General features: G+C 74.2%; 20 protein-coding genes. 10 read left to right on the top strand and 10 right to left on the bottom strand.

What is annotated here, in order from left to right; translation table 11 throughout:
• Positions 1–11: 11 nt before the first annotated feature.
• From CLV34_RS10910 to CLV34_RS10920, 3 genes are all read left to right on the top strand, one after another.
• Positions 12–350 (top strand): hypothetical protein, encoded by a 339-nt coding sequence (locus CLV34_RS10910; RefSeq protein ID WP_100350346.1) that lies wholly within the window; start codon positions 12–14, stop codon positions 348–350.
• Between the two features lie 178 nt (positions 351–528).
• Positions 529–3,279 (top strand): pyruvate, phosphate dikinase, encoded by a 2,751-nt coding sequence (gene ppdK, locus CLV34_RS10915; protein WP_100350347.1) that lies wholly within the window; start codon positions 529–531, stop codon positions 3,277–3,279.
• Between the two features lie 156 nt (positions 3,280–3,435).
• Positions 3,436–5,019, top strand: a complete 1,584-nt coding sequence (locus CLV34_RS10920; RefSeq protein ID WP_100350348.1) for an ATP-dependent DNA ligase — start codon at positions 3,436–3,438, stop codon at positions 5,017–5,019.
• Here the strand turns inward: CLV34_RS10920 and CLV34_RS10925 are convergent.
• The 3 genes from CLV34_RS10925 to CLV34_RS10935 are packed head-to-tail and all read right to left on the bottom strand — an operon-like array spanning position 5,016 to position 6,217.
• A complete protein-coding gene (locus tag CLV34_RS10925) occupies positions 5,016–5,444 on the bottom strand; it encodes a hypothetical protein (protein ID WP_100350349.1) in 429 nt (142 codons plus the stop codon). The genes CLV34_RS10920 and CLV34_RS10925 overlap by 4 nt on opposite strands.
• 57 nt (positions 5,445–5,501) lie before the next feature.
• The gene (locus CLV34_RS10930) at positions 5,502–5,711 is read right to left on the bottom strand and encodes a YceH family protein (RefSeq protein ID WP_100350350.1); all 210 of its coding nucleotides are present in this window, start codon (positions 5,709–5,711) and stop codon (positions 5,502–5,504) included.
• Between the two features lie 32 nt (positions 5,712–5,743).
• A complete protein-coding gene (locus tag CLV34_RS10935) occupies positions 5,744–6,217 on the bottom strand; it encodes a DUF1772 domain-containing protein (RefSeq protein WP_100350351.1) in 474 nt (157 codons plus the stop codon).
• 90 nt (positions 6,218–6,307) lie between these two features.
• Here CLV34_RS10935 and CLV34_RS10940 point away from each other — a divergent pair, with 90 nt between their 5' ends.
• Genes CLV34_RS10940 through CLV34_RS10950 form a run of 3 tightly spaced genes read left to right on the top strand, consistent with a single transcriptional unit; the run spans position 6,308 to position 8,939 of the window.
• Complete coding sequence (locus CLV34_RS10940) at positions 6,308–6,928, top strand: TetR/AcrR family transcriptional regulator (RefSeq protein ID WP_100350352.1); 621 nt, start codon at positions 6,308–6,310, stop codon at positions 6,926–6,928.
• 60 nt (positions 6,929–6,988) lie between these two features.
• Entirely contained in the window at positions 6,989–7,831 is an 843-nt protein-coding gene (locus tag CLV34_RS10945; RefSeq protein WP_100350353.1) for a transglutaminase-like domain-containing protein, read from the top strand.
• Positions 7,832–7,841: 10 nt separating this feature from the next.
• Positions 7,842–8,939 (top strand): threonine aldolase family protein, encoded by a 1,098-nt coding sequence (locus CLV34_RS10950; RefSeq protein WP_100350354.1) that lies wholly within the window; start codon positions 7,842–7,844, stop codon positions 8,937–8,939.
• A 168-nt stretch (positions 8,940–9,107) separates the two neighbouring features.
• On the opposite strand, the gene CLV34_RS10955 is transcribed toward CLV34_RS10950, so the two are convergent.
• A complete protein-coding gene (locus tag CLV34_RS10955) occupies positions 9,108–10,172 on the bottom strand; it encodes a LysR family transcriptional regulator (RefSeq protein WP_170044663.1) in 1,065 nt (354 codons plus the stop codon).
• Positions 10,173–10,267: 95 nt separating this feature from the next.
• Between CLV34_RS10955 and CLV34_RS10960 the strand changes: the two genes are divergently transcribed.
• The 3 genes from CLV34_RS10960 to CLV34_RS10970 all read left to right on the top strand — a co-directional run bounded on the left by CLV34_RS10960 (position 10,268) and on the right by CLV34_RS10970 (position 15,832).
• A complete protein-coding gene (locus tag CLV34_RS10960) occupies positions 10,268–11,449 on the top strand; it encodes an SLAC1 family transporter (RefSeq protein WP_245859185.1) in 1,182 nt (393 codons plus the stop codon).
• 329 nt (positions 11,450–11,778) lie between these two features.
• Entirely contained in the window at positions 11,779–14,919 is a 3,141-nt protein-coding gene (locus CLV34_RS10965) for a hypothetical protein (RefSeq protein ID WP_100350356.1), read from the top strand.
• 34 nt (positions 14,920–14,953) lie between these two features.
• Positions 14,954–15,832 (top strand): LLM class F420-dependent oxidoreductase, encoded by an 879-nt coding sequence (locus tag CLV34_RS10970; RefSeq protein ID WP_100350357.1) that lies wholly within the window; start codon positions 14,954–14,956, stop codon positions 15,830–15,832.
• A gap of 16 nt (positions 15,833–15,848) precedes the next feature.
• Here the strand turns inward: CLV34_RS10970 and CLV34_RS10975 are convergent, their stop codons facing one another.
• A complete protein-coding gene (locus CLV34_RS10975) occupies positions 15,849–16,091 on the bottom strand; it encodes a hypothetical protein (RefSeq protein WP_157803811.1) in 243 nt (80 codons plus the stop codon).
• Between the two features lie 15 nt (positions 16,092–16,106).
• Positions 16,107–16,274 (bottom strand): hypothetical protein, encoded by a 168-nt coding sequence (locus CLV34_RS16405; protein ID WP_170044665.1) that lies wholly within the window; start codon positions 16,272–16,274, stop codon positions 16,107–16,109.
• 344 nt (positions 16,275–16,618) lie between these two features.
• On the opposite strand from CLV34_RS16405, the gene CLV34_RS16580 reads away from it, so the two are divergent.
• Entirely contained in the window at positions 16,619–17,308 is a 690-nt protein-coding gene (locus tag CLV34_RS16580) for a collagen-like triple helix repeat-containing protein (protein ID WP_170044667.1), read from the top strand.
• A gap of 139 nt (positions 17,309–17,447) precedes the next feature.
• Here the strand turns inward: CLV34_RS16580 and CLV34_RS10985 are convergent, their stop codons facing one another.
• From CLV34_RS10985 to CLV34_RS11000, 4 genes are all read right to left on the bottom strand, one after another.
• Complete coding sequence (locus CLV34_RS10985; RefSeq protein ID WP_100350359.1) at positions 17,448–18,239, bottom strand: uracil-DNA glycosylase family protein; 792 nt, start codon at positions 18,237–18,239, stop codon at positions 17,448–17,450.
• A complete protein-coding gene (locus CLV34_RS10990; RefSeq protein ID WP_211289423.1) occupies positions 18,236–19,798 on the bottom strand; it encodes a S41 family peptidase in 1,563 nt (520 codons plus the stop codon). The genes CLV34_RS10985 and CLV34_RS10990 overlap by 4 nt, the downstream gene beginning before the upstream one ends.
• A 94-nt stretch (positions 19,799–19,892) precedes the next feature.
• A complete protein-coding gene (locus CLV34_RS10995; protein ID WP_157803813.1) occupies positions 19,893–21,464 on the bottom strand; it encodes an amidohydrolase family protein in 1,572 nt (523 codons plus the stop codon).
• A 131-nt stretch (positions 21,465–21,595) separates the two neighbouring features.
• Positions 21,596–22,258, bottom strand: coding sequence for a PAS and ANTAR domain-containing protein (locus CLV34_RS11000; protein ID WP_100350361.1), 663 nt, complete (start codon positions 22,256–22,258; stop codon positions 21,596–21,598).
• Between the last annotated feature and the right edge of the window lie 61 nt (positions 22,259–22,319).

The following is a 22,319-nucleotide window of genomic DNA, read 5'->3' on the forward strand; positions in this document are numbered from 1 at the left end:
ACCGTCGAGCCATGACGACCGACACCCTCTCCCGTGTCCCCCAGGTCCCCGACACCGTCCCGACGGCTGCCCTCGTCGCCGCGGGTCTCGTCGGCGGGTTCGCCGCCGCCCGCGCCACGAAGGTCCGGGCGCTCGGGGGCGTCGTGCTCGCCGCGGCGGGGTTCGCCGCCGGACGACGCTGGCTGCGCGACTCGGGCGCGCCCACGACCGCAGTGCTGACCGGGGTGTACCTCGTGGCGTTCGGCGGGTCGCACCCGCTGGCGAAGAAGCTCGGGGCGTGGCCGTCGGTGTTCACGGTCACGGCCGTCGCGGCTGGGACGGCGTGGGCGGTGCACGACCGGACGGCGTGACCGCGGCGCGGGTGCGCCCGCGTGACCTTGTGACCACGGTCGGGCGACCTCCGCAGGACGGTTCCGGATCGTGACCGGAGAATGGTGTCCAGGTCACTGCGCGGGCGACCGCGACCAGGGATCGCACACGACCTGAGCGGCGTTCTCCGCGTCGCCGGCGACGACGCTGGAGGTCCTGATGGTGCAGTACGTGTACGACTTCTCGCAGGGCGACATGGACATGAAGGACCTGCTCGGCGGCAAGGGCGCGAACCTGGCCGAGATGACGCGGCTCGGGCTCCCGGTCCCGCCGGGCTTCACCATCACCACCGAGGCGTGCCGCGAGTACCTCTCCCTCGGCACCGAGCCCGGTGAGCTGCGGGTCCAGGTCACGATGGCGCTGCGGCACCTCGAGGACGCTGTCGGACGCCAGCTCGGCGACCGGCACGACCCGCTGCTGGTGTCCGTCCGCTCGGGCGCGAAGTTCTCGATGCCCGGGATGATGGAGACGGTCCTCAACGTCGGCCTCAACGACGCGAGCGTCAAGGGCCTGGCGGAGGAGTCGGGCGACGAGCGCTTCGCGTGGGACTCGTACCGGCGCCTGATCCAGATGTTCGGCGCGACGGTCCTGGACGTGCCCGCCGCCGAGTTCGCGACGGCGCTCGACGACGCCAAGAAGGCCGCGAGGCGTGCGACCGACGTCGACCTCACCACCGACGACCTGCGCACCCTCGTCGCCACGTACAAGTCGATCGTCCTCGAACGTACAGGAGCGGAGTTCCCCCAGCACCCGCGCGAGCAGCTCGACCTCGCGATCCGCGCCGTCTTCGACTCCTGGAACACCGACCGCGCCCGGCTGTACCGCCGCCGCGAGCGCATCCCGCAGGACCTCGGGACGGCCGTCAACGTCGTCACCATGGTGTTCGGGAACCTCGGCGACACGTCGGGCACGGGGGTCGCGTTCACGCGCGACCCCGCGACCGGCAAGCCCGGCGCGTACGGCGACTACCTCCCCAACGCGCAGGGCGAGGACGTCGTCTCCGGGATCCGCAACACGCTCAGCCTGGACGACCTCAAGCACCTCGACCCGCTGTCCCACAAGCAGCTCATGAAGGCGATGCGGCGCCTCGAGACCCACTACCGGGACCTGTGCGACATCGAGTTCACGGTCGAGCGCGGGCACCTGTGGATGCTCCAGACGCGTGTCGGCAAGCGCACCGCGGGGGCTGCGTTCCGCATCGCGTCGCACCTCGTCGACGAACGGCTCATCACCGAGGACGAGGCCCTCGAGCGCGTCACCGGCGCCCAGCTCGCGCACCTGATGTTCCCGCAGCTCGACCGGTCGTCCGAGCGCACGCTGCTGACACGGGCCATGGCCGCGTCGCCCGGCGCCGCCGTCGGCACGGTCGCGTTCGACTCCGCGGAGGCGCAGGCGGCCGCCGCGCGCGGGGAGGACGTCGTGCTCGTCCGGCGCGAGACCAACCCGGACGACCTCGGCGGCATGATCGCCGCGGTCGGCGTGCTCACGGCCCGCGGGGGGAAGACGAGCCATGCCGCCGTCGTGGCGCGCGGCATGGGCAAGACGTGCGTCGTCGGCGCGGAGGCGCTCGAGGTCGACCCGGTCGCCCGGACGATCACGTGCGGCGACGTCGTGGTGCACGAAGGCGACTCCCTGAGCATCGACGGCACGACGGGCGAGGTGTTCCTCGGACGGGTGCCGGTCGTCCCGTCGGCCGCGCAGCGCTACATCGAGGAGGGACTCGACGCCGCGCTCGGCGGCGACGACGGGCGGGCCGAGGAGCAGTCCGGGGAGCAGGGCGTCGACGACGACACCGCCGACCTGCTGCGCGCCGTCGACCGCCTGCTGCGGCACGCCGACGCGCGCCGGCGTCTGCGGGTCGAGGCGAATGCCGACACCCCGGACGACGCCGCCCGCGCGCGCAGCCTCGGCGCGGAGGGCATCGGTCTGTGCCGCACCGAGCACATGTTCCTCGGCGAGCGCCGCGCCCTCATCGAGCGCGTGATCCTCGCCGACGGCCCGGACGAGCGCTCGGCCTCGATGGACGAGCTCGTCCCGCTGCAGCGCGAGGACTTCCGCGGGCTGCTCGACGTCATGGACGGGCTGCCCGTGACGATCCGGCTGCTCGACCCTCCCCTGCACGAGTTCCTGCCCGACCTCACGGAGCTGTCCGTCAAGGTCGCGCTCGCCGACGTGGGCGACGACGAGCCGGACCCGGCCGACCTCAAGCGGCTCGCAGCCGTGGAGCGCCTCCACGAGACCAACCCGATGCTGGGCCTGCGCGGGGTGCGACTCGGGCTGCTCGTGCCCGGGCTGTTCGCGCTCCAGGTCCGGGCGGCGACAGAGGCCGCGATCGCGCAGCTCCAGGACGGCAAGGACCCGCACCTGGAGATCATGGTGCCGCTCGTCGGGTCCGTGCAGGAGCTCCACCTGGTGCGCGACGAGGCCGAGCGCATCGTCGCCGACCTGACCGCTGCCGCGGGCGTCACGCTGGACGTCCCGATCGGCACGATGATCGAGCTCCCCCGCGCCGCGCTCACCGCGCACCGCATCGCCGAGGCCGCCGACTTCTTCTCGTTCGGCACCAACGACCTCACCCAGACGACGTGGGGATTCTCGCGCGACGACGTCGAACGGTCCCTGTTCATCAAGTACCTCGAGAACGGCGTGTTCACCATCTCCCCGTTCGAGACGATCGACGCCGACGGTGTGGGTCGGCTCGTGCGCATCGGCGCCGAGGAGGGGCGGCGCACCAAGCCGTCGCTCGGCCTCGGGGTGTGCGGCGAGCACGGCGGCGACCCCGAGTCGATCCACTTCTTCCACGAGGTGGGGCTCGACTACGTGTCGTGCTCGCCGTTCCGCGTGCCGATCGCACGCCTCGAGGCGGGCCGGGCGGCGGTGTCGTCGGACGGCGCCTCGGCCACCGCCTGACCCCCGCGCCGAGCAGGCTGTTGTCCACCTTTTCATGTCATCTCGAGTGGACAGTCGCCTGCTCGGCGCGGGGTAGCCGCCTGTTCGACAGCGTCGACCTCAGCGGGTCGGACACACCCGTCCGGCGGGGACCGCGCGTCCGGGTGACGATGGGGCGTGCTCCTCGACGACGTCGCCGCCGCCTCCGAGGCCGTCGCGTCGACGCGGTCCCGCCTCACCAAGCGCGCGACGCTCGCCGAGCTGCTCCGCCGCACCGCGGACACGTCACCCTCCGACCTCCCCGTCGTCGCGTCGTACGCCGCCGGGGAGCTCCGGCAGCGACGCACCGGGCTGGGGTGGGCGGGTCTGCGTCGTCTGCCGCCGCCCGCGGCGACCGCGACGCTCACCGTCGAGGACGTCGACGCGACGTTCGACGAGATGGCCGCCCTGGTCGGCCCGGGCTCCGACACCGCGCGCGGCACGCTCGCCGAGTCGCTCTTCGGCGCCGCCACCGAGCGCGAGCAGCACCTCCTGCGGGGACTCGTCGCGGGCGAGCTGCGGCAGGGCGCGCTCGACTCCGTCGTCGTCGACGCGGTCGCCGCGGCTGCCGGCGTGCCCGCCGACGCGGCCCGCCGGGCCGTCATGCTCACCGGGGACACCGGGGCCGTCGCCCTGCTCGCGCTCACCGCCGCCGATCCCGTGGCCGCCGCCGACGCGCTCGCCCGCGTCGGCCTCCAGGTCGGACGTCCGGTGCGGCCGATGCTCGCGCAGTCCGCCTCCGACGTGGCCGACGCGCTCACGAAGGTCGGCGCGCCGCCCGGCGAGGTCGCGGTCGACACCAAGCTCGACGGCATCCGCATCCAGGTGCACCGCGCGGGCGACACCGTCCGCGTGTTCTCGCGGTCGCTCGACGACGTGACGCCCCGCGTCCCCGGCGTCGTCGCCGCGGCGCTCGCCCTGCCCGCGCGGTCGTTCGTGCTCGACGGGGAGGCGCTCGTCGTCGGGCCGGACGGGATGCCACGCCCGTTCCAGGAGACGGCGGCGCGCTCCGCGACCCACCCGTCGGACGCGGGGGCGGACACCACGGCCGTCGTCGGCGCCGACGCCTCGGTCACCCCGTTCTTCTTCGACGTGCTGCACCTCGACGGCCGCGACCTGCTCGACGAGCCGCTGCGCGACCGGCTCGCCGCGCTGCGCGGGATCGTCCCGGACGACAGCCCGGTGTCCGTCCGCAGGCTGGTGACCACCGACGCCGACGCTGCCGCGACCTTCTTCGCCGACGCCGTCGCGGCCGGGCAGGAGGGCGTCGTCGTGAAGTCGCTCGACGCCCCCTACGCGGCGGGTCGGCGCGGCGCCGGATGGGTCAAGGTCAAGCCGCGGCACACGCTCGACCTGGTGGTGCTGGCCGTCGAGCGCGGGTCAGGACGACGCGCGGGCTGGCTCTCGAACATCCACCTCGGGGCGCGCGCCCCGGACGGTGGGTTCGTCATGCTCGGCAAGACCTTCAAGGGCATGACGGATGCGATGCTGACGTGGCAGACCGAACGGTTCCTCGAGCTCGCCGACGGGCCCACGGACGGGTACGTCGTCAAGGTGCGGCCGGAGCAGGTCGTCGAGATCGCCTTCGACGGGGTGCAGCGGTCGTCCCGCTACCCGGGCGGGGTCGCGCTGCGGTTCGCCCGCGTCCTGCGCTACCGCGACGACAAGAGCGCCGCCGAGGCGGACACGATCGACGACGTCCGGCGCCTCGGCTCCGTCTAGGCGAGATACGTTCGAGCGGCTCGTCTCGTCGTTCCCCCGACCCGACAGGTTGTCACGGATCGGGCGATGACCTCGACGATGCCCTCTTTGAGCGTCAAGACATCATGGCGTAGAGCAGACGTGTCATGGACCATCGCCGCTAACGAGCGGACGAGCTCGCTCTGCTCGACTCGGCCGACCCACAGGACCGTCTCCAGCCCCTTGCCGTAGAGACGATGGAAGCGGAGCGCTTCATCATTGGGCACGCCGCTGCACGACCACACGACACCGGACCAGCAGAGCACCACGGAGCGGTCGTCCACGTCGTCCGGGTGGGCGCGCACGGCGAGTACCACGCGCCCACCGTCTCCGGCGAGCAGCACGGCATCCGGGGCGTTCGGCTCCCAACGCACTCCGAGGTCGGCGTCGACCACGTGTTCAGGCATGGCCCCGACCGTAGCGCCGCTCAGCGCTCCGGCGTTCCCAGCGCTGTCGTCCAGTGGTCAGTCGGACGACCGTGCGTCGAGTCGTGCCTCAAGGGCGGCGACCCGTGCCCGGAGCGCATCGACGTCCTCGTCCACCCTGCGGGAGACGGTCGGGCCGTACCGCGACGGCCGCCTGCCCGGGGTGCGCGGCGCGCCGTCCGGCGAGAACGCGAGCCCGAGACGGGCGAGCGTCCGGCGGACGAGCGAGGGGTCCTTCGGCGTCGTCATACGCGCACGGTAGCGCCCCTTCAACTCCTCGGTCACGGCAGGGAAAGCACCCCGCACAGGGCCGCCACGGCGACGCCCTGCAGGACGACGCGCAGCGTCAGCACGCTCTCCCACCGCGTCTGGAGCGCGCGGGCGTCGTCCGGGACCTCGCCGACCTGCGCGGCGGCGATCAGCACCTTGTTGATCGGCGCGTTGACGGTCTTGTAGACGACGAGCCACGCGACCAGGACGAGCGTCGCCACGGCGGCGCACGCGAGCGCCCCGCCGCGCCCGGAGACGGCGGCCGCCGCACCGGCGAGGACGGTCAGCACGAGCCCGAGCACGCCCGGCAGCGGGAAGCGGCGGTCGCCGAAGTAGTGCATCCAACCGTTGGCGCTGACGAGGGTACGGTCGTCGACCTTTTTCCAGGCGGGGCTCATGACGAGCGCGCCGAGCGCGTCGGTGCCGTAGATCATGCCGACGCCCAGGACGGCGAACAGGGCGAGGAGGTGGCTGGTCGCGTTCATGACGAACTCTCGGGTGATCTAGCGCTGATAGGAACGCTATCGACGCTAGCACAACTCTGTCGATCGGCTAGCGTCGCTAGGATCCGAGGTGTGACCCCGAGCCGCGCGACCGGACCCCGGACCCCGACGCCCACCCCGGCCCGCCTCCGGCGCGACCGCGAGCGCGCCGAACGGGCAGCCCTCATCGTCCGGACCGCGCGCGAGATCGCCGGGGCCGACGGGTGGGACGCCGTCACCACGCGCCGCCTCGCCGACACCATCGGCTACTCGCAGCCCGTGCTGTACAGCCACTTCGCCGGGCGCGACGCAATCGTCGCCGCCGTCGCCGAGGACGGGTTCGTCGAGCTCGCGACCGCGCTCCGGAACACCGCCGGCTCGGGCACCGCCGTCGACCGTGCTCGCGCCGTCGCCACCGCCTACCTCGACTTCGCCCGCGAGCACCCCGCCCTGTACGACGCGATGTTCACGCTCACGACCTCGCTCGCGTTCGGCACCGACGAGTCCCCGCGCGCGCTCGTCGACGCGTTCGACGCCGTGGGCGCCGTCCGCCCCGCCCACCCGGACGACGTCCCCGACGACGCCGCGACCGAGCTCACGTGGAGCATCCTGCACGGGCTCGCGCTGCTCGAACGGTCCGGGCGCCTCCGTCCCGCCCTCAAGGAGGCGCGCCTCGCCCTGCTCCTCGACCTCTGGGGGCGCCCGCGCCCCTGACGCCGGCACCCGCACCGTCCCGGGCGGGCGAGTGCCCGGCACGTCCGCCAGCATGAGCGCATGCAACGTGACGTGACCGCGCACCTGACCCTCGACGTGACCACCCCCGCCACGCTCGCGCTGGCCGTCGCCGTCTCCGACGGGTACGGCGTCGGGCCCGGACCGGGGCGTGCCACCGGCGTCGCCGGGTCGTCCTACGAGAACCTGACCGTGACCCGCGACGGCGAGCCCGTGACCGTCGAGGAGGTGCAGGACGAGAACGGCACCCTCCTGCACGTGGTGCGCGCCCAGCCGGGGCGGCTCGTCGTCGACTACGCCGCCCACCTCGACGGACGCCACCCCGACCCCGTCACCCCCGCCCCGACGACCGGCCAGCGCCTGCGGTTCCTGCGGCCGAGCCGGTACTGCGAGTCCGACTCGCTCGCCCCGACCGCCGCCGCCGAGTTCGCCGGGCTCAGCGGCGTGGACCTTCTCGCGGGCGTGAGCTCGTGGGTCGGGACGCGGCTGTCCTACGTGCCCGGGTCGAGCCTGCCGACCGACGGCGCCGTCCGGACGCTCCTCGCCCGGCAGGGCGTCTGCCGGGACTTCGCGCACCTCGTCGTCGCGCTGCTGCGCGCTCTCGACGTGCCCGCCCGGCTCGTGTCGGTGTACGCGCCCGGGCTCGACCCCATGGACTTCCACGCCGTCGCCGAGGCGTACGTCGACGGCGGGTGGCACGTCGTCGACGCCACGACGCTCGCACCGCGGTCGTCGCTGATCCGCATCGCGACCGGCGCGGACGCCTCCGACACCGCGTTCCTCAGCGTGTACGGAGGGCGCGCCACGCTCGCCGAGCTGGAGGTCACCGCCGTGGTGGACGACCTGCCGTCCGACGACGTCCGCGAGCTCGTCCGCCTGGGCTGAGGATGGAGGGGTGACCACCCCGAGCCCCCTACCTGACCCGACGCCCCGCACCGCAGCCGCCCCCTCGCCGCTCGCCTCCCGCTCGTTCGCGTCCGACAACTACGCCGGCGCCCACCCCGAGGTCCTGGCCGCGCTCGTCGCCGCGAACGACGGCCACGCCGTCTCGTACGGCGACGACCCCTGGACGGACCGCCTCCAGGACGTCGTCCGCGGGCACTTCGGACCCCGCGCCACCGCCTACCCGGTGTTCAACGGGACGGGGGCGAACGTCGTCGCGCTCGCCACCGCGCTCCCCCGCTGGGGAGCCGTCGTCACCCCGTCGACCGCGCACGTCGCGGTCGACGAGAACGGCGCGCCCGAGCGCGTCGGCGGCCTCAAGCTGCTCACCGTCGACACGCCCGACGGACGCCTCACCCCTGAGCTGCTCGACCGGGAGGCGTGGGGCTGGGGCGACGCGCACCGGGCCCAGCCGCTCGGGGTGTCCGTCTCGCAGTCGACCGAGCTCGGCACGACGTACACCGTCGACGCCCTGCGCGAACTGGTCGAGCACGCGCACCGGCTCGGGATGGTCGTGCACGTCGACGGCGCCCGGCTGTCCAACGCGGCCGCGCACCTCGGCGTCGGGCTCGGCGAGCTCACCACCGACCTCGGCGTGGACGTCGTGTCGCTCGGCGGGACCAAGAACGGGCTGGTGCTCGGCGAGGCGGTCGTCGTGCTCAACCCGGACGTCGGCGACGGCATCGAGTACGTCCGCAAGATGACCATGCAGCTCGGGTCGAAGCTCCGGTTCGTGTCCGCGCAGCTCGTCGCGCTGTACGGGTCGGACCTGTGGCGCACGTCCGCGGCGCACGCCAACGCCATGGCGACGCGGCTCCGCGCGGGCCTCGCCGGTGTCGAGGGCGTGGTGCCGACCCGGCCCACCGAGTCCAACGCCGTGTTCGCGGCCCTCGCCCCCGACGCCGCCGACCGCGTCCGCGAACGGTTCCGCTTCTACGACTGGGACGCTCGCCGCGACGACGGGCTCGTCGAGGTGCGGTGGATGTGCGCGTGGGACACCACCGAGGCGGACGTCGACGCGTTCGTCGACGCGGTCGCCGGGGCGGTGTGACGCCAGACGGTCGACCGTCGGCGCGCGGTTCGTGACGCCACGCACCACAGCCGCACCGACTCAGCTGCTCAGAGACGGGGTGTCGGCGCGACACGCCGAGCGAGCGGGGCCTCGCCAGGGGGCTCGGGTGCGTGGCGTCACGAAGCGTCACCGACCCCACCTGCCACGTCACCGACGGCGCGACGCGACCGCCAGGAGGTCGCGCGCCGCCCGGGCCGTGGGGGCCGCGCCGCCCCGCCACACCGCGCGCAGCTCGCGCCGCAGGTCGATGCCGTCGGTCGCGACGGTGACGAGCCGCCCGGTCGCGAGGTCGTCCGCGACGACGAGCCGCGACAGCACGGCAGGGCCCGCCCCGGCGAGCACGGCCGAACGGACGGCCGCGGTCGACGCGAGCGCCATCACCGGCGGAGCGACGGCAGGTCCGGCGGCGTCGTGGGACGGTGTCAGGGAACCGCCCGTACCCGAGGTCCGGGCACGCCCCGGGGCCACGGCCCGCTCTGGCGCCCCGCCCGATCCCGAGGACCGGGCCGCCCGCGCGGTCCCGGCGCCCGCCCCCGCGAGCGCGGCGCGCAGCGCGACCTCGTAGGCCTCCCTGGTCCCGGACCCCTGCTCGCGGGCGACGAGCGGCAGCGCGGCGAGCTCGTCGGGGCGGACGGGCCGTCGACGTCGTGCGAGGGCGTGGTCGGGCGGGACGACGAGGGCGAGCTCGTCCCACGCGACGACGCGGCTGCGCAGGCCGCCGACGTCGCCGGGCGACTCGACGAAGCCGAGGTCGGCGGCGCCGTCCCGGACGAGCTCGAGCACGGTCCCGGAGTTGACGGCGACGAGCGTGCTCTCGGGCGGCACGCCTCGGCCGGTACTGCGACCCGCGCGCAGCGCGACGAGCCACTTCGGCAGGAGGTGCTCGGCGACGGTGAGGCTCGCGGCGACCCGCAGCCGGGTGCTGTGGTCGGCGCGCAGGGCGGCGAGGCCGAGGTCGAGCTCGGTGGCGGCGCCGACGACGCGCGCGGCCCACTGGGCGACGACCTCGCCGTCGGCAGTGAGGACGGATCCTCGCCGCGTGCGGTCGAGGAGCTGCACTCCGACGAGCCCCTGGAGCGCGGTGATGCGCTGGGCGACGGCCTGTGGCGAGACGCCGAGCTCGCTGGCGGCGGCGTGCTGCGACCCGGACGACGCGACGGCGAGCAGGGTCTCGAGCGCGGGCAGGTCGGGGGTGCGGGGGCTGAGGGGCACGCGGCCACGGTACGCCCTCACACACAAGCCGTGCTTGTGACGCGGCAACGACGGGACGGCTACCGCGTCCACCGCTCGCCCGGCACGGTGTCAGGGTGACCACGACCCTCCCGGCACGTCCCGCCCCGCAGCGCACCACGTCGCCGGCGCCGCGCCCAGGCACGTCCTTCCTGCGCGACCTCGGGGACCCCGGCCTCGTGGTGGCGCACGTCGGACCGAACTGGTTCTCCGCGGTCATGGGGACGGGGATCGTGGCGGTCGCGGCGGCGTCGCTGCCGATCCAGCCGCCGGGTCTGCGGGGTGCGGCGACGGCGGTGTGGGCGCTCGCGGCCGTGCTGCTCGTCGTCCTGGTGGTCGCGACCGCCGCCCACAGGGTCGCGCACCCGCTCGCTGCGCGCGGGCACGCGTCGGACCCCGCCATGGCGCCCTCCTACGGCGCGGTGCCGATGGCGTTCCTCACCGTCGGCGCGGGCACGCTGCTGCTGGGTGGGGACGTCGTCGGGACGCGCGTCGCGGTGGACGTCGACTGGGCGCTGTGGACGGTCGGGAGCCTGCTGGGCCTGGTGACGACGGTCGTGATCCCGCTCACGACGTTCGCGCACCCCGGCCGCCGCACCCCGACACAGGCCACCGCCTGGCGCCCCTCGGCGTCGTGGCTGCTGCCCGTGGTCCCCCCGGTGGTGTCCGCGACGACGGGGGCGCTGCTGCTACCCCACGCCGCGGCGGGCGCTGCGCGGCTCACGATGCTCGTGGTGTGCACGACGCTGCTCGGCGTCGGCCTGACGGCGACCGCGGCGATCCTGCCGGCGGTGCTGCGCGAGCTCGTCCGGTCGCGCGGCACCGGTGGCCACGCACCGGCGGTGTGGATCGTCCTGGGCCCGCTGGGCCAGTCGGCCACGGCGGCGTGCCTGCTGGGCGCGGCGGCAGCGGGCGTCGTGGGTGCGCCAGGGGGACGAGCTCTCCAGGAGATCGGGGTCGGCTACGCCCTCGTGGTCTGGGGCGTCGCGATGCTGTGGCTGGCCGTCGCGGCGACGCTCACCGTCCGCCAGCACCGCGACCCGACGCGCGGGATGCCGTTCGCGCTGTCGTGGTGGGCGTTCACGTTCCCGGTCGGGACGTGCGTCACGGCGTCGAGCCAGCTGTGGCTGCACACGGGTGGGGAGATGTTCCGGGTCGCGGCCGTCGCCCTGTACGGGCTGCTGATGGCGGCGTGGGTCACCGTCGGCGCCCGGACGCTGCACGGCGCCTGGACGGGTCGGCTGCTCGCGCCGACCTGAGCGTCATCCGCGGTCCCGCCTGCCTGTCGGTGGCTGTCGCTAACCTGGGCCTCCGACGCCGGGACGCCCCGGCACCACCGCGAAGCCTCTGCCTGGCATGTCCGCCAGGCAGGGGCTTCGTGCATCTACGAGGAGATCTCCCCTGTGCGAGCACCCTGTCGTGACCCCCGAGGAGCCTGTCGTACGCGACTATGGCAGCTTCACCGCGACGATCGAACGACTCACGTGCCTGACGTGCGACGAGCAGGTCGCCTTCGTGACGGACCGAGACGCCTGTTAGGCCCTCACGGCCGGGGAGGACGGCCCGTGCATCGTGCGAGACTACGCGCGTGATCGCCCCCTCCGGCGGGGCGACGGCGCCCCGGCTCCGCACCGTCCTGCTCGTCGTGGTCGCGCTGCTCGCGCTGGGTGGCGTGGTCGCCTGGCAGGTGGGCGGCGTCCTCGGGCTGAGCCACACGGCGGCGGACGTCCCCGTCGAGCGGACCACCGCCCTCCCGGCCCGCGCCGACGTCGCGGCCCCGACCGTGCGGACCATCACGGCTCCCGCGGACCCCGCGGTGCGGCTCGCCGCCGACGCGGTCGCGGACGCGTACGCGGGCCGCGGGTTGACCCGTCCGACGGTGCAGGCGCGCGACACGACGCGCGGCCTCGCGGGCCGCGCGCTCACGGTGACGGTGGACGCGTCCTCCGACCTCGCCGGCGAGTCGTTCCGTCTCGCGCGCAGCGGCGCGCGCATCAGCGTGACGGCGGGGACGACGGCCGGCGCCGCCGCGGCCCTGTACACGGTGGCCGACAGGGTGCGGTCGGCCGAGGACGTGGTGCCCGCCGCGCAGGACGGCACCACGCAGACGTCCCGCCTGGGCCTGCGGCTCACGGACGTCGGCGCGGTCGGCCTCGACGACGACCCGGCGAAGTTCGCCACCGGCGACGACTACTCGCTCAACTCGGACGTCGTGGGGTCGGCGGTCCTGCCGTCCGCGCCCTGGGTCGACGAGGGCGCTGTCGCGACCATCTCCCAGCAGTTCCACGGCCTCGTGGACCACGCACTGCGGCAGGGCTACAACGGCGTCGTGCTCCCGGGGTTCCTCGAGTACGTGACGTTCGCGGACCTCGGCGTGTACCCGGCGGGCGACCCGCACGTGGCGCGCGCCCGGGCGATGGTCGAGGCGTTCGGCCCCGTGTGGCAGTACGCGCACGACATGGGCATGAAGGTGTACCTCCAGACGGACATGCTGGCCGTCGACCCGCCGCTCGAGTCGTACCTGTCGCAGCACTACGGGAACCTGGACGACCCGTCGACCCTGACGTCCCCGGACCTCTGGTCGGTCTACCAGGACGGCCTGCACGAGCTGTTCGGCAGCATGCCGTTCGTCGACGGGCTGATGATCCGCGTCGGGGAGGGCGGCTCGGCGTACCAGCTCGACGGCTGGGACTACGGCTCGAAGCTGGCCGTCACGACGCCCGCGGCGGTGCAGGCGATGCTGCACGCGTTCCTCGCGACCGCGGGCGACGCGGACAAGGACGTGATCTTCCGGACGTGGACCGTCGGGATCGGCGCCGTCGGCGACCTGCACACGAACCCCGACTCGTACGACGAGGTGCTCGGCGCGATCCACGACCCCCACCTCGTCGTGTCGACCAAGTACTCCGCGGGCGACTTCTACAGCCACCTGCCGCTCAACCCGACGCTCGAGGTCGGTGACCAGCGCCGCATCGTCGAGCTGCAGGCGCGGCGCGAGTTCGAGGGCCAGGGCGCGCTGCCCGACGACCTCGGCGCCCTCGAGCAGGCGGCGCTGCAACGGTTCCTCGCCGCGAACCCGCACGTCGAGGGCGTGTGGGACTGGGCGCAGACCGGCGGGCCGCTCTACGCCGGGCCGCGCAACCTCTACCAGCGCGACGGCCTGTGGCAGCTCGAGGACCTCAACGCCTACCTCGCGGGGCGGCTCGCGACCGACCCCGGGACCGACGTCGCGCGCGCCCGCGCCGACTGGGTGCGGCAGACGTTCTCGTCCGACCCGCTGACCGTGGCCGCGCTGTCGCGGATGTTCGCGCTGTCCCGCTCCGCGATCACCGACGGGCTGTACATCGGCCCGTACGCGAACCAGTCCGTCAAGGCGCTCGGGCTCGAGCCGCCGCCCATGATGTGGATCTTCGAGTGGGACATCGTCTCGGGCGACACCGCGACGTTCGACACGATCTACACGCTCACCAAGAACGCGCCCGGGCAGGACGGGTCCGCGGTCGACGACGCGATCGCCCAGGGTCACGACGCCGTCGCCACCGCCGCGACGATGCACGACCTCGTCGCCGGCACCGCGCCGAGCACCTGGACCGACCCGGCACAGCGCACCCAGCTCCTCGACGCCCTCGCCTACGAGCAGGACCTCCTCGGCATGCTCGCCGAGTACCGCGAGACCCGGCTGCGGCAGGCGCAGTGGCTCGACACGGGGTCGTCGTCGGCACAGGACGCCTGGAAGGCCGCCGAGGCGCGGTTCCGGTCGGCGCTCGCCGCGCACGAGGCCCGGTACGGGGACGACGTGGACCTGCCCGCGTACAACGCGACGGCCGCCGGGCTCGGGCTCGCGCGCGCCGACCGTGACGTCGCGATGGCGTGGCTGGCGCGCGGGCTGCTCGTCGTGGGCGTCGCCGCGCTCGGGCTCGGCGCGTGGTCGAGGCGACGCCCGCGGTTCCCCGGGCACCGCGCCCTGCAGGCCCTGTGGACCGGCGGGGTCACGCCCTGGCGTCTCGGACCGCCCGCCACACGGACCGACGCGCGGGCCGAGAACGGCGGTGCCGACGACGACGGTGCCGGCGGTCCCGGCCGGACCGACCGCGTCCTCGTGTGGGCGCTGCCCGCGGTGCTGCTCGTCGCGTCCCGGCTCGCGTACACGTGGTTCGTCGCACCCGTGCACCTCGCGCTGACGCTGGGCGCCTGGGCGGTGTTCGCGCTGGTCGTCCGCCTGCTGGTCGGGCGCCGCGCCGGCTTCGCGCTCTGGGGCGCGGTCGGCGGGGTCGTCGTGCTCCGCAGCGTGCTGCTGCTCGCCAGCCTGTCGTGGCGCGGCCCGGGCCGGTACTGGTTCGGGTTCTGGACGCTGCCGGGCCCGCGTGCGGCGTACGTGACGGTCGCATTCGCAGCGTTCTGCTGGCTGTTCGTCGCGACGTTCTTCGCGCTGCGCGCGGCGTACGGGGCGTCGCGGCGCCGGGCGGTGGGCGCGGTCGCGCTGGCGGTCGGCGCGGTGCTCGCCGTCGGGGGCGCGGTGGTCGCCGCGATCGGGCTGGAGACCGTCCTCACCGCCTGGAACGACCAGATGGCGCTGCTGCCGTGGGGGCTGCACCGGATCCTCGGGTTCTGCGTCTACCTGGGCATCCCGACGTCGCTGCCGACCGACGTCGCGATCGCGGGGGCGGCGGTCGCCGCCGTGGGCGCGGTCCTGCTCGTCGCGCGCCGGCGCGCCCAGGGTGCAGGATGAGGAGGAACCCTCCGCTCTGCTGAAAGGCCTTGCCATGCGACTCGGTGTGCACTTCATGCGTTTCGACTCCGCGGCCCCGGCCGACATGCGGCGCGAGCTGGGTGACGCCGCGTCCTACGCGGACGACGCCGGCGTCGCCTGGGTCTCCGTCATGGACCACTACTGGCAGATGATGCGCGCCGGGTTCCCGAAGTCGGACCCGATGCTCGAGGGTTACACGACGCTCGGCTTCCTGGCCGGTCGCACGGAGAACGTGCAGCTCGGCACGCTCGTCACGGGCGTGACCTACCGCTATCCGGGCCTGCTCGCGAAGATCGTGGCGTCCCTCGACGTCCTGTCGGGCGGCCGGGCGACGTACGGCATCGGCGCCGCCTGGTACGAGGAGGAGCACCGCGCGCTCGGCGTCCCGTACCCGCCGCTCTCCGAGCGGTTCGAGATGCTCGAGGAGGCCGTGCAGATCGCGCGGCAGATGTACGACCCGGAGAACGACGGGCCGTTCGAGGGGAAGCACTTCCAGCTCGCCGAGACGCTGTGCTCGCCGCTGCCCCTCAGCAAGCCGGAGATCATGATCGGCGGGTCGGGCGAGCGCAAGACCCTGCGGCTCGTCGCCCAGTACGCCGACGCGTGCAACCTTTTCGCCGCCACGCCCGACGAGCTGCGGCACAAGCTCGACGTGCTCCACCGGCACTGCGAGGACGTCGGCCGCGACCCCGCGGAGATCCGGGTCACGACGCTCGCCGGGTCGGAGAAGCTCATCGACGGCGACGTCGCTGGATTCGTCGACGACATGCGGCCGTTCGCGGAGCTCGGCGTGGACATGGTGATCCTGCGGCCGCCGGCGACGTCCCTCGCGGCGTGGGTGCGCGACGCGGTGGCGCCGGGCGTGCCGGCCGTCGCCGAGCTCGGCGCGTAGCCGCGGGCACCGCGGGTCAGGAGCGCAGGACCTGCTCGTCCTGCCCGAGCTCGCGGTCCCACAGCACGGCGTCGGCACCCGCGACCGCGGCGACCACGGGTGACGCCTCGGCGCGGTCCTCGGCGACGACGACGATCGCCGAGGTGCCCGGCCGCAGCGCGTCCTCGAGCTCGTCGGCGAGGTGGGTGTCCATGACGTGCTCGAGCAGGACGTCGCCGACCCCCGCGTACGCGGTGCCACGCGAGGTGCCCATCCCCATGCCGATCCCCTGCAGCTAGTCGCGCGCGACGTCGCCGATCCCCCGGCTCTCCCGGACCGCGATGTGCGGGTGCTTCCACCCGTCTCGCCAGGTCACGACGTCGCGGCGCACGGACGACGCGTCGGGCAGGGCTCGCGCGGCGGTCGCCGCACCGTCCTCGCTGAGGTACGTCCAGACCTTCATGCGTCCCACGCGCTTCTCCCGTCGGCGTGTCGGCTTTCAGCCGTCATGCCCTCTTTCGGCGACCTGTCGCCGATACGTGCCCGGGTGAAATATGCCCGGGTCACCAACTAAGCCGCGGAAATCCGCCTTTCCATGCCTTTGCATCGAGTACCTTCCTGCTCAGCGGCTCCCGAACCGGTTCGGTGCGCCGCCTACGACGCCCCGTGCGCGACCCGCACCCCGTCGGAGTCGTGCCCACGCTCCCCTCTGCCGTCGTCCGACGCTGCCCGAAGACGGGTCGTCGCCGACGGCTCGCGTCCCGCACCCGCGGGACCGCACCACCAGCACGCGCAAGGAGAACCACCATGCAGGTCAAGAGCAAGATCGCCGCCGGCCTCGTCGGCACCGGCATCGCCGCCGCACTCGTCATCGCCGCCGGCTCCTCGGCCGACGCCCGCTCGTACATCCACGGCTCGGACATCGCGACCGGCACCGTCACGGGCAAGAACGTCACGGACAGCTCGCTCACGGGCACCGACGTGAAGAACGGCTCCCTCACGACTGCCGACCTGTCCGCCGGCACGGTCGCGGCACTCAAGGGCAAGACGGGCGCGACCGGCAAGACGGGCGCCACGGGCAAGACGGGCGCAACCGGCAAGCCCGGCGCAGACGGCAAGGACGGCGCCCCGGGCGCGACCGGCGCTACCGGCGTCGGCCTGCAGGACGCCGTCTACCGCGTCGAGAACTACAAGAACGGCGGCGGCGGATCCGCGACCGTCGCTTGCGCCGACGATGCCACCGAGTCGCAGAAGTACGTCGCCATCGCCGGTGGCGTCCAGGGCTCCGAGTCGGGCACGACCGAGACGCAGGACGGTTTCCTGGTCTCCTCGTCCTTCCCGGGCCGCATGGACTGGGAGACCGGCAAGCCGAAGCCCGGTCGTCTCGACGGGTGGATCGTGTTCGGCAACTCGCAGCACACCGACACCCTGAAGGTCTGGGCGCTGTGCGTCCCTGTCGCCTCGATCGACGTGCAGCAGGTTGACCTCGACAACTGAGGTCTCGCGACCCGCTGACCGGCGTCAGCCCTTCTGAACGGGCGGTTGCTCCACCACCGACGGGTGGTTGTTCACTCCCTGACGCGCGTCAGGGAGTGAACAACCACCCGTTCGGCACGCCGGGTCCGTCCCGGTGCTCTCAGCTCGTCGCCGGTGCCTGCCACGTCAACGTGTGCAGGAAGTCGTCGGAGGGCCGGCTGACCGTGCCGCGCAGCGGCGGCGTCGCGGTCCGCGCCCACGCGTCGTCGCCGAGGAACGGCGGCACCCCGAACGGCAGGTCGCGCGCCGGGACGGGCGCGTAGTCACCCTCGAGGAACCGCGTGCCGTAGTTCGGCGCCGACGCGCCGGCGGTCCCGTCCGGGTCCGGCGTGACGACGGCTCGCAGCCGGACGACCGCGTCCCGCCACCCGTCGAGCAGCTTCCTCGGGTCGTGCGACGTCGGGTGCGGCACCTTCTCGACGGTGACGCCGTGGGGCACGGTCCACCGGCTGAGCGCCTTCTGCGCCTGCGTCCCGAAGGCGACGACCGCCTCCAGCGCCGGACCGGTCACGAGGTCGAGCAGCGTGTTGCGCCACGCCACGTGCTCCGGGAGGCGCAGGACCGTCCGCTCGGCCTCGGCCGCCTTCGAGGGGAACATCGCGTACGCGGACGCGTTCACGCACACGTACGACGACGTCAGGCCGAGGCGCCGCAGGAACCCCTGGACCCGCTGGCCGGCGTCCCCGACGAGGGTGCGTCCGGCGATCCGCTCGGTCGCCCCGGGGTCGGACGCCAGGCACAGCACCTTCGCGCTGCCGTCCAGACGGCCGCGGTAGAAGACGGGACCCCAGTCGAACCAGAACAGCTCGCGGTGGTCCGCGTAGGACGGGACGGCGGCGAGGTGCGCCGCGACCGCGTCCGGCGGGCCGGGGTCGAACTCGGGCGTGCTCATGACGTGCCTCCTCGGTCGGCGGGCAGGATCTCGGGCGGCGTGCCGGCCGCGTCGAGCAGCCCGGTGCAGAACGTGAGCAGGTCGCGGTTCCCGTCGAGCAGGTCGGCGCGCGTGAGGTCGTACGGGATCCCGGCGACGCCGAGGTCCTCGAGGGGCACGCCGTCGGACGCGCCGGACCGCACCGCCCGCCGCACGGCCACCGTGAACCCGATCCCGGCGGGCAGGTCGGGCAGCGTCACGCCGGTGCCGACGAGGGCGTCCCGCACCTGGGTGTCGGTCCACACGTTGGCCCCGCCCCCGCCGGACGCCTGCCCGACCGTCACGAGCGGCCCCACCCGGTTGTCCACCCAGCCCGCGGCGAACAGGTCGCCGGACGAGTACGTCGTCGCGTCGACGACCGCGACCGCGGGGCCGGGGTACGCCCGGCCGCGATCGCCGCACCACGCGGGGTCGGTGAGCGGGAGCGGTCGGGAGTACGGGTCGCCCGTGGTGACGCTGTCCTGCAGCGACGCGGACCAGGCCTCGAGCTCGAGCCGGTTGAAAGGGCTGAGCGCCATCTGCCGGGTCAGCGGCGTCGCGGCGAGCTCGAACCGGACGGGCTGCACCGGACCGCCCGTCCGTCCGGGGTCCGCGAAGAGTTGGAGGAGACGCTCAGCGGCCCACACGAGACCGCCCGGGTTGGCGCGCAGGTCCACGACGACGCCGCAGGGCGGCAGCAGCCCGAGCAGCCGGGTCACCTCGTCGAGGTAGGCGTCGTCGTCGGCGACGTCGAACGACCAGAGGCGCAGGTACCCGTACCGGTCGTCGAGCGGACGGGCGGCCAGGACGTCGGGGAGCGACGTGTCGAGCCAGGCCCGCCGGGCCGCGTACCGGTCGCGCTTCGCGCGGCGGACGGCGTCGGCGGCCGGGTCGACAGCCAGCTTGAGCGCCTCGCGCGTGCGCGCGCTGACGGCCGTGCCGGCACGTCCGGGAGCGAGGACGCGCCAGTCGAAGCGCGCCTCGCGGACCTCGGTCGACCCGCCCCGCCGACCCGTCCGACGCGGACGGTAACCGAGGTCGACCCACAGCTCGTCGGGCGGCGGCGCGAAGTCGAGCGGGCGCGACGTCAACGACTCGAGCGCCCGTGCCCGCCGGGCGTCGGCGCGTCCGCCGGTCTCGCGGTCGGCGTGCACCTCGACGGCCCGCGCGACGGGCACGGCGTTCCACGTGACGACCTCGACGCCCTCCTCGAACCCGTCCGGAAGTCCGTCGGCGCCGGCGTCCGGGTCGACCTTCGTGACGACGAACGTGGGATCGGCCCACGGCCCGTACGCCTCGACGACGAACGGCAGGACGGCGACGTGCCCCCGCAGCACCGCCGGCCCGCGGTACCGCGTGTGGGCGTCGCGCAGCCCGAGCACGATCCCCGTGACCGCGAGGTGGAACTCCGCGTCGGTGAGGTCCGCAGCGCGGCGGCGCAGCAGCACGAGCGCCTGGACGGGGTCGGTCGCGTAAGCGGCGCGCTTGGCGGGCAGGTGGGCGTACAGGCCCGACAGGACGGTCACGAGGGCGTCGAGCACCTGGAGTCGCTGACCCCCGTCGAGGTGCGTGCCGGTCGTCCCGCCCAACGCGTCGCGCAGGGCGTCACGCAGGAGCCGGCCCGTGCCGGCCCGGTCAGTCGTAGTACACCCCCAGCCCGTCGAGGACGCCGTCGTGGAACCCCCGCCCGTGGACGGACGCGAGCCAGTCGGCGTCGTGCACGAGCGACTGGAGCGGCGGGACGACCACCTGGCCGAGGTCGTGCGGGAGCCCCCCGACCGGGCCTTCGCCCGTGGGCATGTCGAGCGCGAGCAGGAAGGGCTCCGCACCGGGCTCACTGGACGCCGTGCCGGACACTGCGCCGGACGCCTGCGCGCCTGACGCCTGCGCCGCGGTGATCGCGCCCCGCGGGTCGGCGCGCACCGCCTCGAGCCGCGCCACCACGGCGTCCCACGACAGCGGCGTGGTGCCGTCGTCCGGCCGGGTGAGGGACACGCGCATGGCCCGCGACCCCACCGTCACGGGCGTCGGGGTGGGCATGGCGGTCTCGTCGGCGAGCGCCGGCGTCGCGTACCGGGGCACGCCGTCGACGACGACGAGCTGCACGTCGTCCTCGACGGCCCGCAGGATCGTGCGGAACGGGTCGACCCGGGAGGACGACGCGTGGAGCACGACGACGTCCGCGACGGCACCCGCCTGGAGCCTGCCGACCTGGCGTCCCCAGGCGCGTGCGAGGACGTCCCCGGGGTTCGCGGTGACCATGCGGACGAGGTCCTCGTCGGTGAGGTGCCAGCCGAGGTGGTCGGCGACGATCCGCGCGACCTTGAGCTCCCCGAGGACGTGCTTGGTGCCGGACGGGGCCCAGTCGGCGCCGAGACAGACGGTGACCCCGGCGGCGCGCAGCGCGGGGACGTCCGTGGTCTGCCCGTAGAGCCACAGGTTGGAGAAGGGTGACCAGGCGACCGCGCCGGGGTCGTGGGACCAGTCGGCGTACCGGACGGGGTCGACGGCGTTGGCGTGCACGGCGACGAACCGCGACTGGAGGCAGCCGGCCGCGGTCGCGTCGGCGTACTCGCGCGCGACGAGGCTCCCCCGCTGTCCCTCGCCGCAGTGGTAGACGAAGAGCGACCCCGACCGCATGGCGTTGGCGCGCGTCGCGAGCGCGGCGGGGGTCGCGGTGAGCACGGACGCGTAGACCATGTCGCGGTTCCCTGTGCCGAACGACTCGTCGTCGACGTTGCGGACGAGCCACCCGTCCCGCGGACGGTTCATGGGCGGCGACCCCTGGATCGTCGTCGTGCCGCCGACGAGGGCCTTCGTCTCGACGTACGCCAGCAGCTCCTGCGGGGCGGCGGTGATGAACGCGTACGCCGGCCAGGTCGTCGAGGCGGCGTACGTGGCGGCGCGGGGCCACGAGTCGTGGTGCGCGAAGGGGACCTTCTGCGCCGGCTCGGTCCACAGCGGCAGGGTGTCGTAGGCGAGGTGGTTGTGCAGGTCGACGAGCCCGGGCACCACGAGGGAGCTCCCGACGTCGACGACCTGGGCGTCGTGCGCTCCGGCCGGGCGGGCGCGTCGACCCCGGGTGACGGCCGCGACGGTCCCGTCGCCATCGATCCACACCGTGCCGACGAAGGCTCCGCTGCTGCCGGCGCGCACGGGCGCGGTGTCGGCGGCGAGCGGGACGACTCGTCCTCGGATCCCCCACATGCGGCCACGCTCCTTCCGGAGGCGTCCGACGTCCGTGCGGACGGGGGCGCTACGAGGAGGGAGGACGCAGACGGCGGGTTCGTGACCGGTGCCGCGGTCGGGTCGCGGTCGAGGTCGCGGGCGCGGTCGCCTCAGTCCGGCGGGGACAGCATCTTCCGGAGCTGTGCCGCGACGTCGGGGTCCTGCACCTGCGACCTGACGAAGTCGAGCACCCCCGTCGCGAGCGTGCGCACGGGCACGTTGCTGCGGTTCGAGGCGTCGCGCAGCAGCGCGAAGGCCTCGTCCTCGTCGAGGTCCAGGACGGTGATGATCACGCCCTTGGCCTGCTCGATCGCCGCGCGGCTCTCCGCGGCCGTGCGGATCGACGCCGCGGCCTCACGCATCCCGGCCCGGCGGTGGCTGTCGGTCAGGTCGATGAAGTAGCCGACGAGCTCCGTGACCTGGCCGTCCTGCGCGCGGCGCCCCTGGCCGACGACCCCGAGCACACGGGTCTCGCCGTCTCCGCCGATGACGCGGTGGACGCTGCTGAAGGGCAGACCGGTTCGTGCCGCCTCCTGCCAGGTGCGGTCGACGCGCTCGCGGTCGTCGGGGTGCTTGTGCGCGAGCATCAACGCCGTGCTCGGGGCGACGTCGCCGCGCTCGAACCCGTGCATGGCGTAGATCTCGTCGGACCACCACCACTGCCCGGTGGCGAGGTCGACCCGGTAGCGCCCGACGGCCTGCGCCTGCCCCGCGGCGAGCGAGCTGACGACGTCCTGCAGGTCGAGGCGTGCGGAGGTGTCGGCATCCGTCATGGCAGTCCGTCCGTGGTGCTGAAGGGTCGCCACTCGACCCAGGACCAGGGTAACGGCGCGG

This window comes from Luteimicrobium subarcticum, from assembly GCF_002798015.1.
Lineage (GTDB): Bacteria > Actinomycetota > Actinomycetes > Actinomycetales > Cellulomonadaceae > Luteimicrobium > Luteimicrobium subarcticum.

What these genes read in the sequence shown, in the direction of transcription:
- CLV34_RS10925 (WP_100350349.1), bottom strand. Translation starts at nt 5,444, where the DNA reads ATGCCTGAACACGTGGTCGACGCCGACCTCGGAGTGCGTTGGGAGCCG.
- CLV34_RS10910 (WP_100350346.1), top strand. Translation starts at nt 12, where the DNA reads ATGACGACCGACACCCTCTCCCGTGTCCCCCAGGTCCCCGACACCGTC.
- CLV34_RS11000 (WP_100350361.1), bottom strand. Translation starts at nt 22,258, where the DNA reads ATGACGGATGCCGACACCTCCGCACGCCTCGACCTGCAGGACGTCGTC.
- ppdK (WP_100350347.1), top strand. Translation starts at nt 529, where the DNA reads ATGGTGCAGTACGTGTACGACTTCTCGCAGGGCGACATGGACATGAAG.
- CLV34_RS10935 (WP_100350351.1), bottom strand. Translation starts at nt 6,217, where the DNA reads ATGAACGCGACCAGCCACCTCCTCGCCCTGTTCGCCGTCCTGGGCGTC.
- CLV34_RS10930 (WP_100350350.1), bottom strand. Translation starts at nt 5,711, where the DNA reads ATGACGACGCCGAAGGACCCCTCGCTCGTCCGCCGGACGCTCGCCCGT.
- CLV34_RS10970 (WP_100350357.1), top strand. Translation starts at nt 14,954, where the DNA reads ATGCGACTCGGTGTGCACTTCATGCGTTTCGACTCCGCGGCCCCGGCC.
- CLV34_RS10995 (WP_157803813.1), bottom strand. Translation starts at nt 21,464, where the DNA reads ATGTGGGGGATCCGAGGACGAGTCGTCCCGCTCGCCGCCGACACCGCG.
- CLV34_RS16580 (WP_170044667.1), top strand. Translation starts at nt 16,619, where the DNA reads ATGCAGGTCAAGAGCAAGATCGCCGCCGGCCTCGTCGGCACCGGCATC.
- CLV34_RS10985 (WP_100350359.1), bottom strand. Translation starts at nt 18,239, where the DNA reads ATGAGCACGCCCGAGTTCGACCCCGGCCCGCCGGACGCGGTCGCGGCG.
- CLV34_RS16405 (WP_170044665.1), bottom strand. Translation starts at nt 16,274, where the DNA reads ATGAAGGTCTGGACGTACCTCAGCGAGGACGGTGCGGCGACCGCCGCG.
- CLV34_RS10975 (WP_157803811.1), bottom strand. Translation starts at nt 16,091, where the DNA reads ATGGGGATGGGCACCTCGCGTGGCACCGCGTACGCGGGGGTCGGCGAC.
- CLV34_RS10945 (WP_100350353.1), top strand. Translation starts at nt 6,989, where the DNA reads ATGCAACGTGACGTGACCGCGCACCTGACCCTCGACGTGACCACCCCC.